The organism is Brevundimonas sp., from assembly GCF_044239655.1.
Lineage (GTDB): Bacteria > Pseudomonadota > Alphaproteobacteria > Caulobacterales > Caulobacteraceae > Brevundimonas.
This window is the reverse complement of the sequence record NZ_JBIIAY010000126.1, coordinates 1-8885: the sequence shown is the minus strand read 5'-3', so window position 1 is coordinate 8885 and position 8885 is coordinate 1. Positions and strand designations below refer to the sequence as shown.

Genomic DNA, 8885 nt, shown 5'->3' with positions numbered 1-8885 from the left:
TTGTCGCAACGCTTCTCCCTCCCCCTCGGGGGAGGGTGGTCGAAGCGAAGCGGAGACCGGGTGGGGAGGGCAAGGCGATACCGCGCTGATTTGCCTTGCCGCCCCCACCCGATCGCTTCGCGATCTGCCCTCCCCCGAGGGGGAGGGAGAGGCTCGTGCCTCACCCGCGCTTCATCAGCGGCACCATCCGCCCATAGGTCAGGCAGCGCCAGATCCACTCCAGCGGTCCCATCTCGAACCGCGACAGCCACAGCGGCGACCAGATCAGCTGCAGGATCCAGATGCCGCCGACGGCGCTCCAGATCATGGCCGGGCCCCACTGGCCGTAGATCAGCGGGCCCCAGGGCATGTAGAACAGGCTGGCCATGAGGATCGACTGGGTCAGGTAGTTGGTGAAGGCCATCCGGCCGACGGGGGCCAGCCGCCCGGTGATGATCTTCAGCCCCGCCCTGGTCAGCAGGATCAGCAGGGCCGCATAGCCCAGGGTGATAACGAAACCGAACTGGGCCAAGGCCGCCGACAGGCCGCCGGTCGGATCATCCTCGACGCCCAGGGTCTGCCAGCGGTACCAGCCGAGCCCCGCCAGGATGGCCGCGCCCGCCGCGATGGCCAGCAGATAGGTCCAGATCGCCCCCTTGCCGGCCAGCCAGCCGCTCTTGAACAGGCCCAGGCCCAGCATCATCAGCGGCAGGGTGACGGGGATCAGGGCCAGGCTGAAACCCTGGACGAAGGCCCAGGCCCTGAGGTTCTCGGTCATGGCGGCGATCCAGCCGCCGGTCCGGACGGCCTCGATGGTGGCGGCGATCTTCTCGGGGCTGATCTCCGGTCCACCCATCCCATCGCGAACCTCGGGCGGAAGATTCGCCATCAGGATCGCCATCCCGGCCCCGACCACGCCCCAGAACAGGCTGATCCCGCCGCCGATCCACAGCAGCTTGCCCGCCGACATCGAGCGCATCAGCAGCATCAACAGGCCGGTGTAGGCGTAGTGCATCAGGATATCGCCGTACCAGATGCCCAGGCCGTGGATCAGGCCGATCACGAACAGCCAGAACAGCCGGCTGCGCAGCAGCTTGCCGCGCGCCTTGTCCGACCGCTCTCCCCCGACCAGGAAGATCGAGACCCCGAACAGCATGGAGAACAGGCTGCGGAACTTGTCGTGGAAGAAGACGTCGGTGACCCAGGTGCCGATCTTGTTGGCCCCGGCTATGGCGAAGGGGGCGCTCTCGGGATCGCCGTAGATTTCGAACGGCCAGGCGAAGGACAGGGCGTTGACCGCCAGAATCCCCAGCACGGCCAGGCCGCGCAGCATGTCCAGGTTGAAGATCCGGTCGCCACCCGTGACGGGATGCGGGCGCGCAGGCCCAGTCGGCGCAGGTGCCGTGTCGGTCGTGGTCATCGCGAGCCCCCTCGTTTTCGGGGACAGGATGCGGCCTCCACCGGCCGGTGCAAGCTTAATTCGGCGTAATCTTCTCGTTCAGCAGGCCGAGCCGGTCCTTGACCTCGGGCTGGGGCTCGAAGGCCAGGAAGGCGACGCACAGTCCGGCCCAGAGCGCATAGCTGACGCCCAGCAGGATCGCGACCGGCAGGCCGCCGACGCCGTAGATCAGCAGGATGGTCTCGGTATAGCCCAGCGCCTCCAGAAAGCTGCCCGACTGGACCCAGCCCCAGGCCATGCTGATCAGGGCGAACAGCACCATCAGCCCCGCCGCCAGCAGGCCGCCGTACAGCATGTAGCGCCACACGATGCCGAGCCGCGATCCGGGGCGACCGGTCCGCTCACGCTCGCGTTCGAGCATCCACAGGCTGACCGGCACGACGATGGCTCCGAGGATCAGCACGATCAGCCGCCAGTCCATCTCGCGGCCGGGCAACCAGTTGGACGGCGGCAGCAGAGGCAGGGTCAGGATCAGGGGCGGCCAGGCCACGGCGGCTATCCCGGCGATGATTTTCGCACCCGGCGTCCGGCGCCAGACGACGCGGGTCTGGCCGGGGATGTCCTCGGGCTTGTCGAACGACAGGTTCATCGTGTCGGCACCGGGGTGGGACCGGAATAGTCATAGAAGCCGCGACCGCTCTTCTTGCCCAGCCAGCCGGCCTCGACATATTTCACCAGCAGGGGGCAGGGCCGGTATTTGCTGTCGGCCAGCCCGTCGTACAGCACGTTCATGATGGCCAGGACGACGTCCAGCCCCATGAAGTCGGCCAGTTCCAGCGGCCCCATCGGATGGTTGGCCCCCAGCTTCAGCGCCTTGTCGATCGAGGCCACGTCGCCGACGCCTTCGTACAGGGTGAAGATCGCCTCGTTCATCATCGGCACCAGGATACGGTTGACGATGAAGGCGGGGAAGTCCTCGGCATTGGTGGTGGTCTTGCCGAGGCTCTCGGCGAAGGCGACGGCGGCGTCATAGGTGGCGGCCGAGGTGGCGATGCCGCGCACGATCTCGACCAGCCCCATGACGGGGGCCGGTTTCATGAAATGCAGGCCGATGAATCGCTCTGGCCGGTCAGTCGCCGAGGCCAGACGGGTGATGGAGATCGACGATGTGTTGGACGCCACCAGGGTGTCGGGGCCCAGGTGGGGGACCAGTTGGGCGTACAGCGCCTTCTTGACCGCCTCGTCCTCGACCGCGACCTCGATGACCAGATCGGCCTTGCCGGCCTCGGCCAGGCTTTCGACGGTGGTGATGCGGGCCAGGGCGGCGTCGGCCTGATCCTGCGTCGTGCGGCCCTTGCCGACCTGATGCGCCAGATTGGCCGCGATCTCGCCCAAGGCCAGCGGCAGGCGGGCGGGGTCGATGTCATAAAGCCTGACCGAATATCCGCCCAGCGCGACCGCATGGGCGATGCCGACGCCCATCTGTCCGGCGCCGATGATGGCGACTGTTGCGATCGTGGTCATGCGGCGCAGGTCATCAAGTCAGGGTCGGCAGCGGCGTTTTCGCCAGAGGCCGGCACCTTAAGAGGGTCGGCGAACGGCGCAAGGCTGGAATCGTGCGGCGCAGCATCCTTGCACCATCCCGCGCGGCCCGAAGGCCACACCCGGTCCTAGCCCAGCAGGGCGATCAGCGAGGGCGCGGCCATGCCGTTGAACAGCCGGCGCGCGAACTCCAGGAGCAGCAACACGACGATCGGCGAGATGTCGATGCCACCCAGATTGGGGATGATCCGGCGGAAGGGTTCCAGCAGCGGCCGGGTGACGGCGTCCAGAAACTGGGACAGCTGATTCACGAACCGGTTGCGGTGGTTGATGACGTCGAAGGCGAACAGCCAGCTCAGGATGGCGGTTCCGATGATGGCCCAGACCATCAGGCTGATGACCGCGTTGACCAGCCAGACGATGGCACCGCCCATGCGAAGACTCCGAAAGAAATGCGAGGAGACGAGGAAGCGTCCCTGAGCGCCGCTTCTAGCCGACCTGTGCGGTTCCGCCAAACGCCCAGTCGCCGCAGATTCGCCGGGGCCGGTTGGCCGTTGACACCCCCCGGTCCCCCCGCCTATGTCCCGCCCTCGCCTGTACCCTCTGAGAGGGGCCGTAGCTCAGTTGGTAGAGCGCGTCGTTCGCAATGACGAGGTCAGGGGTTCGACTCCCCTCGGCTCCACCAGGCGTCAAATAGCAATAACTTCGACTCACCGGCGGCGCTACGACACGCGACGGCTACCCGAGTGAATGTCTCTGGCCTTCAGCGTCTTCCGGCGCGGTGGTTCCGATGACGTCCGGGCGAGTTCCGAAGCGGCTTAGGATCCTGAGAGGCCCTATCCTTACGGCATGGGCCAGGAGCCATCGGCGGCCGTTTCGGCACCGTGATTTCTCAAACACCGTACCCGGATCAAGCGTAGCCGTTACGCCACGCTGCGTGTCAAACACCCGCAGATGCCGTCCCGTCATGGAACTGAAGCCTTGCCGTTGCGGGGGCGTCTCGGACCCTCCCTAAGCCGCCGCTGCGTTTCATGACGCAGAACGAATTTCGGGGCAAACATGACCAATCATCGTCTTCTGACGGGCGTTTCCACGCTCGCACTCGTACTGACCAGTGCGATCCTCGCCGCCTGTCCGGCCGTCGCACAGTCGATCGTGTCCGAGCCCGGAGCGGATTCACAGCTGGAAGAGATCGTCGTCTTCGGCCGTGGCCAGACCCGCCAGCAGGCTTCGATCACCGCCGCCGCCATCGCCGTCGAAGCCCCCGGCACCAGCCCGCTGAAGGCGATCGAACGCCTGCCCGGCGTCAGCTTCCAGTCGGCCGACGCCTTCGGCAACTATGAATGGTCGGCACGCATCGTGCTGCGCAGCTTCAACCAGAACCAGCTCGGCTTCACCCTGGACGGCGTGCCGCTGGGCGACATGAGCTACGGCAATCACAACGGCCTGCACATCTCGCGCGCCATCATCTCCGAGAACGTCGGCCGCGTGGACGTGGCCCAGGGCTCGGGCGCGCTGGGCACCGCCTCGACCAGCAACCTGGGGGGCACGGTCCAGTTCAACACCCGCCGCCCGGCCAGCGAGTTTGGTCTGGACGTGGCCGGCACCTATGGCAGCGAAGAGACCCTGCGCGGCTTCATCCGCCTGGACTCGGGCGCGTTCGGTCCGGTCGATACGGCCCTGTCGCTGTCCTATGTCGATCACTCGATGGACAAGTGGAAGGGCGTGGGCGAGCAGAACCAGAAGCAGATCAACTTCAACCTGGTCCAGCCGATCGGCGCGGGTGAGATCACCGGCTTCATCAACCATTCCGAACGGCGTGAGAACGATTATCAGGACATGTCGCTGGCCCAGATCGCGCGCCTGGGCCGCGACTTCGACAACATCTCGGGTGACTACGTCCTGGCCGTCCGTATCGCCGACATCGCCAACAATCGCGGCGACACCGGCGCGGCCGTGACCAATCCCGGTGCCGGAACCGTCTATCCGACCCCGATCCAGACCGTCGACGATGCCTATTTCGACGCAGCGGGCCTGCGCGACGACACGATCGGTGCCCTGACGATCGCCTATCCGATCACGGAGGCCTTCTCCGTTTCGCTGACCGGCTATGGCCACACCAACAAGGGTCAGGGTCTGTGGTGGACGCCGTACGTCGGCACCCCCGTCGGTGCCCCCGATCAGAACGGCGCGGCGATCGCGATCCCCAGCCCGATCTCGGTGCGCACCACCGAATACGACATGGACCGCAAGGGTGCGTTCGGTTCGGCCAATCTGGACCTCGGTGCCCACGCAATCGAGGCCGGGTTCTGGCTGGAGCAGAACGACTTCAACCACGCCCGTCGCTTCTACGGCCTGGGCCGCGCCGCCAATACGCGCTCGTCGCTGGAGTTCCTGGAGAACCCCTTCTTCACCCAGTGGCAGTATGAGTTCGAGACCGAAACCCGCCTGTTCTACGTCCAGGACACCTGGGCGGTCACCGACGCCCTGACGGTGTTCGGCGGCTTCAAGTCGCTGTCGGTCGAGAACACGGCCCGCACCCTGGTCGGCCCCAACAAGACCGGCTCGATCAAGGCCGAGGACAACTTCCTGCCCCAGGTCGGCGCGACCTATGACGTGAGTGAAGACCAGCAGCTGTTCGTGTCGTACTCGGAGAACATCCGGGCGTTCGAATCGTCCAACACGGGCGGGCCCTTCTCGGCGTCGGCGGCGGGCTTTGCGGCACTGCGCACGACCCTTCAGCCGGAAAGCTCCAGGACCATCGAGGCCGGCTGGCGCTTCCGCTTCGACCGGCTCCAGGGTTCGCTCGCGGTCTATAACGTCGAGTTCGAGGATCGCCTGCTGAGCGTGGCCCTGGGCGCCCCGATCCAGGGCCTGGGCAACGGCATCCAGAACGTGGGCTCGGTCCAGTCGCGCGGCTTCGAGGCTGCGGCCGTCTGGAGCTTCAACGACGACTGGTCGGCGTTCGGCTCGTTCAGCTACAACGACTCGACCTACGAGGATGACGTGCGCAACGGAACGGGTGCCCTGGTGGCGGCGACGGCGGGCAAGACCGTGGTCAACACGCCCGAGACCCTGTTCCGCGCCGAACTGGCCTATGACGACGGTGCCCTGTTCGGCACCCTGGCGGCGGCCTACACCGGCGAGCGCTTCTCCAGCTATCTGAACGACGAGAGCGTGGACGGCTATACACTGGTCGAACTGACGGCCGGCTACCGCGTGATCGACACCGGCACCCTGCTGGACGGGACGGAAATCCAGTTCAACGTCACCAACCTGCTGGATGAAGACTTCATCTCGACGGTCGGTTCGGGCGGGTTCTCCAATGGAGCGGGCGGCCAGACCTTCCTGCCGGGGCCGCCGCGTCAGGCCTTCGTGACGCTGCGCAAGCATTTCTGAGGTAGGCCCTTCTCCCCTTGTGGGAGAAGGTGCCCCGAAGGGGCGGATGAGGGGTCACGCGGGCGGCAACGTTCATCGTGTGAGTAAACTCACGGACAGGCCGGTGCGACCCCTCATCCGTCACGCTACGCGTGCCACCTTCTCCCGCAGGGGGAGAAGGACTCTTCCTGAGGCCAGACCCATGACCCAGATTTCAAGACGCGGCTTGATGACGGGCACGGTCGGCGTCGGGCTGGCGGCCGGTGCAGCGACCGCAAAGGCGGACTCTCATGCCGAGTCGGCGCGCACGCTGACCCGGATCGCCTTCGGGTCCTGCGCCAAGAGCCAGAAGCCTCAGCCGATCTGGGACGCGGTGCTGGCGACCGAGCCGGACCTGTTCATCTTCCTGGGCGACAACGTCTATCTGGACACGCGGGACCCCGAAGTCATGCGCCAGCGCTATGCCGAGCTGGCGGCCCAGCCGGGATATCAGAAGCTGAAGGCGACGACGCCGATCCTGGCCATCTGGGACGATCACGACTTCGGCGAGAACGACGCCGGGGCCGACTATCCGATGAAGGAGGAGAGCCGCCGCCAGTTTCTGGACTTCTTCGGCGAGGCCGCCGACAGCCCCAGACGGACGCGCGACGGCATCTATACGGCCCATGTCTTTGGCCCCGAAGGCCGACGGGTCCAGGTGATCCTGCCTGACCTGCGCTGGAACCGGACGCCGCTCAAGTCCCTGGAGCTGGGCGATCAGGACTATGAGACCTGGGTCAGGGCGCGTGCGGCCGTCGGCGAGACGACCCCGGGCCCCTATGATCGCAATCCTGATCTGGCGGCGACACAGCTGGGCGAGACCCAGTGGCGCTGGCTGGAGGAACAGCTGACCGTGCCCGCCGACATCCGGGTGTTCGGGTCCAGCCTTCAGGTGGTCGCCGATTTCGCCGGCTGGGAAGGCTGGATCAACTTCGCCCACGACCACCAGCGGCTGATCGGGGCGATCCGCGACACGCGCGCCAACGGATTGATCTGCCTGTCGGGCGACACCCACTACGGCGAGATTTCGAAGCTGGACGTCAACGTCCCCTACCCGCTGTGGGACATCACCTCATCAGGCCTGACCGAGGTCTGGCCGGTAACGCCGCCCAACGCGCTGCGTGTCGGAGGTGTGTTCCGCGACCAGAATTTCGGCCTGCTGACCATCGGCTGGAAGGGCGACAGCCCGACCGTCCTGGCCGAGGTTCGCGACGTCAACGGTGTCGTGCGCCTGGAACAGGCGATCCGGGTTGCCGATCTGACAGTGTGAACGCGGGGGCGTCGAGTACGCCTGCGCTCCGGGGTAACAGTCGAGCTCGCCTGCCGATCGGTTGTCCGTCGTGGACTGACTCATCCTGACGCCACGGGGGCGGCGGCTTGACGGGTCGGGTCCGGCGGTCGCATGATTTTCGCATACCACGGTGCGATGTCGCGCCATGGAGTGGGGGACACGACCATGAAATCCTTGAAGCTGGCTGCCGCCATCGGTGCCGTTCTCGTCGCCGGGGCTGCGACGACCATCGCCGATACGGCTGCGGCCCAGAACTCGGGCCTGCGCCCGAACTTCGGCAGCGTGCGCCTGCGGGCCGGGTTCCAGCCAGACCCGTATACGATCAGCGTCTATGCCGGGGGCTCGATCGACGCCTATACCGATACCGACCTGCCGGGGGCCTGTGTCGGCAATATCTCGGACGCGCCGGACTATAGCGTGACCTATACGGCGGGGCGGCTGCCGCTGGTGTTCCGGGCGGTATCGAACTCGGACACGACCCTGATCGTCAACGGGCCGGACGGGCGCTGGTCCTGCGACGACGACAGCTTCGGCGACGGCGACCCGCAGGTGGTCTATCGCCGCCCCCGCAGCGGCAAGTATGACATCTGGATCGGCGTGCTGGGCGGCTCGGGTGCCCAGGCCGTTCTGGGGATCACCGAAACGCCAAGGTGATCTTTGGGCGCTTCGCGCCGCGCTAACGCTCGGCTCGCGGAGCCTCGCTGCTTGAGCGCAACGGCGAAGCAAAAAAAAGGCCGCTCCGTAAGGGGCGGCCTTTTCTCATTCAGGGCAGGGTCGGGCTCAAGCAGCGAGCCGCCGCGCGGCGAGCGTTAGCCCGCAAGCCGTAAGGCTTACTCGGGCCGCGCGCGCTTCTTGCGGAACGACGGGTTCAGGATCTGCTTGCGCAGGCGGATCGACTTGGGCGTGACCTCGACCAGTTCGTCGTCGCCGATATAGGCGATGGCCTGTTCCAGCGACATGACCCGCGGCGGGGTCAGGCGCACGGCCTCGTCCTTGCCCGAGGCGCGGACGTTGGTCAGCTGCTTGCCCTTGATCGGGTTGACGTCCAGGTCGTCCCAGCGCGCGTTCTCGCCGATGATCATGCCTTCATAGGTCTTTTCGCCGGCGCCGACGAACATCACGCCGCGATCCTCGAGGTTCCACAGGGCGAAGGCCGCCGTGTCGCCGTCCGAGTTGGAGATCAGCACGCCCTTCAGGCGGCCGGCGATCTCGCCCTTATAGCCCTCGTAGTGGCTGAACACGCGGTTCAGCACACCC

General features: G+C 66.4%; 7 protein-coding genes, 1 tRNA gene and 1 pseudogene. 4 read left to right on the top strand and 5 right to left on the bottom strand.

Going from position 1 to position 8885, the window contains the following annotated elements:
- Nucleotides 1-160: 160 nt before the first annotated feature.
- The 4 genes from ACILQR_RS14010 to ACILQR_RS13995 all read right to left on the bottom strand — a co-directional run bounded on the left by ACILQR_RS14010 (nucleotide 161) and on the right by ACILQR_RS13995 (nucleotide 3354).
- On the bottom strand, nucleotides 161-1399 hold the full coding sequence (locus ACILQR_RS14010) for a DUF418 domain-containing protein (RefSeq protein WP_395652009.1): 1239 nt from the start codon (nucleotides 1397-1399) through the stop codon (nucleotides 161-163).
- 55 nt (nucleotides 1400-1454) lie between these two features.
- Nucleotides 1455-2027, bottom strand: coding sequence for a phthalate transporter (locus ACILQR_RS14005; protein WP_395652008.1), 573 nt, complete (start codon nucleotides 2025-2027; stop codon nucleotides 1455-1457).
- Nucleotides 2024-2902, bottom strand: coding sequence for a 3-hydroxybutyryl-CoA dehydrogenase (locus ACILQR_RS14000; RefSeq protein ID WP_395652007.1), 879 nt, complete (start codon nucleotides 2900-2902; stop codon nucleotides 2024-2026). Before ACILQR_RS14000 ends, ACILQR_RS14005 begins: the two co-directional genes overlap by 4 nt.
- A gap of 146 nt (nucleotides 2903-3048) precedes the next feature.
- Nucleotides 3049-3354 carry a YggT family protein gene (locus tag ACILQR_RS13995; protein WP_395652006.1) on the bottom strand — a complete coding sequence of 102 codons (306 nt, stop codon included), beginning with the start codon at nucleotides 3352-3354 and terminating at the stop codon, nucleotides 3049-3051.
- Between the two features lie 175 nt (nucleotides 3355-3529).
- Here ACILQR_RS13995 and ACILQR_RS13990 point away from each other — a divergent pair.
- From ACILQR_RS13990 to ACILQR_RS13975, 4 genes are all read left to right on the top strand, one after another.
- Nucleotides 3530-3605, top strand: a tRNA-Ala gene (locus tag ACILQR_RS13990).
- Nucleotides 3606-3979: 374 nt separating this feature from the next.
- The gene (locus tag ACILQR_RS13985; RefSeq protein WP_395652005.1) at nucleotides 3980-6319 is read left to right on the top strand and encodes a TonB-dependent receptor; all 2340 of its coding nucleotides are present in this window, start codon (nucleotides 3980-3982) and stop codon (nucleotides 6317-6319) included.
- Between the two features lie 181 nt (nucleotides 6320-6500).
- A complete protein-coding gene (locus tag ACILQR_RS13980; RefSeq protein ID WP_395652004.1) occupies nucleotides 6501-7607 on the top strand; it encodes an alkaline phosphatase D family protein in 1107 nt (368 codons plus the stop codon).
- Nucleotides 7608-7793: 186 nt separating this feature from the next.
- Nucleotides 7794-8282, top strand: a complete 489-nt coding sequence (locus tag ACILQR_RS13975; protein ID WP_395652003.1) for a peptidase S1 — start codon at nucleotides 7794-7796, stop codon at nucleotides 8280-8282.
- Between the two features lie 176 nt (nucleotides 8283-8458).
- Here the strand turns inward: ACILQR_RS13975 and ACILQR_RS13970 are convergent.
- Nucleotides 8459-8885 (bottom strand): annotated as a pseudogene (locus ACILQR_RS13970) (translational GTPase TypA); the annotation flags it as partial.

Coding starts and splice junctions, on each gene's coding strand:
- ACILQR_RS14005 (WP_395652008.1), bottom strand. CDS start 2,027: ATGAACCTGTCGTTCGACAAGCCCGAGGACATCCCCGGCCAGACCCGC.
- ACILQR_RS13995 (WP_395652006.1), bottom strand. CDS start 3,354: ATGGGCGGTGCCATCGTCTGGCTGGTCAACGCGGTCATCAGCCTGATG.
- ACILQR_RS14000 (WP_395652007.1), bottom strand. CDS start 2,902: ATGACCACGATCGCAACAGTCGCCATCATCGGCGCCGGACAGATGGGC.
- ACILQR_RS14010 (WP_395652009.1), bottom strand. CDS start 1,399: ATGACCACGACCGACACGGCACCTGCGCCGACTGGGCCTGCGCGCCCG.
- ACILQR_RS13980 (WP_395652004.1), top strand. CDS start 6,501: ATGACCCAGATTTCAAGACGCGGCTTGATGACGGGCACGGTCGGCGTC.
- ACILQR_RS13985 (WP_395652005.1), top strand. CDS start 3,980: ATGACCAATCATCGTCTTCTGACGGGCGTTTCCACGCTCGCACTCGTA.
- ACILQR_RS13975 (WP_395652003.1), top strand. CDS start 7,794: ATGAAATCCTTGAAGCTGGCTGCCGCCATCGGTGCCGTTCTCGTCGCC.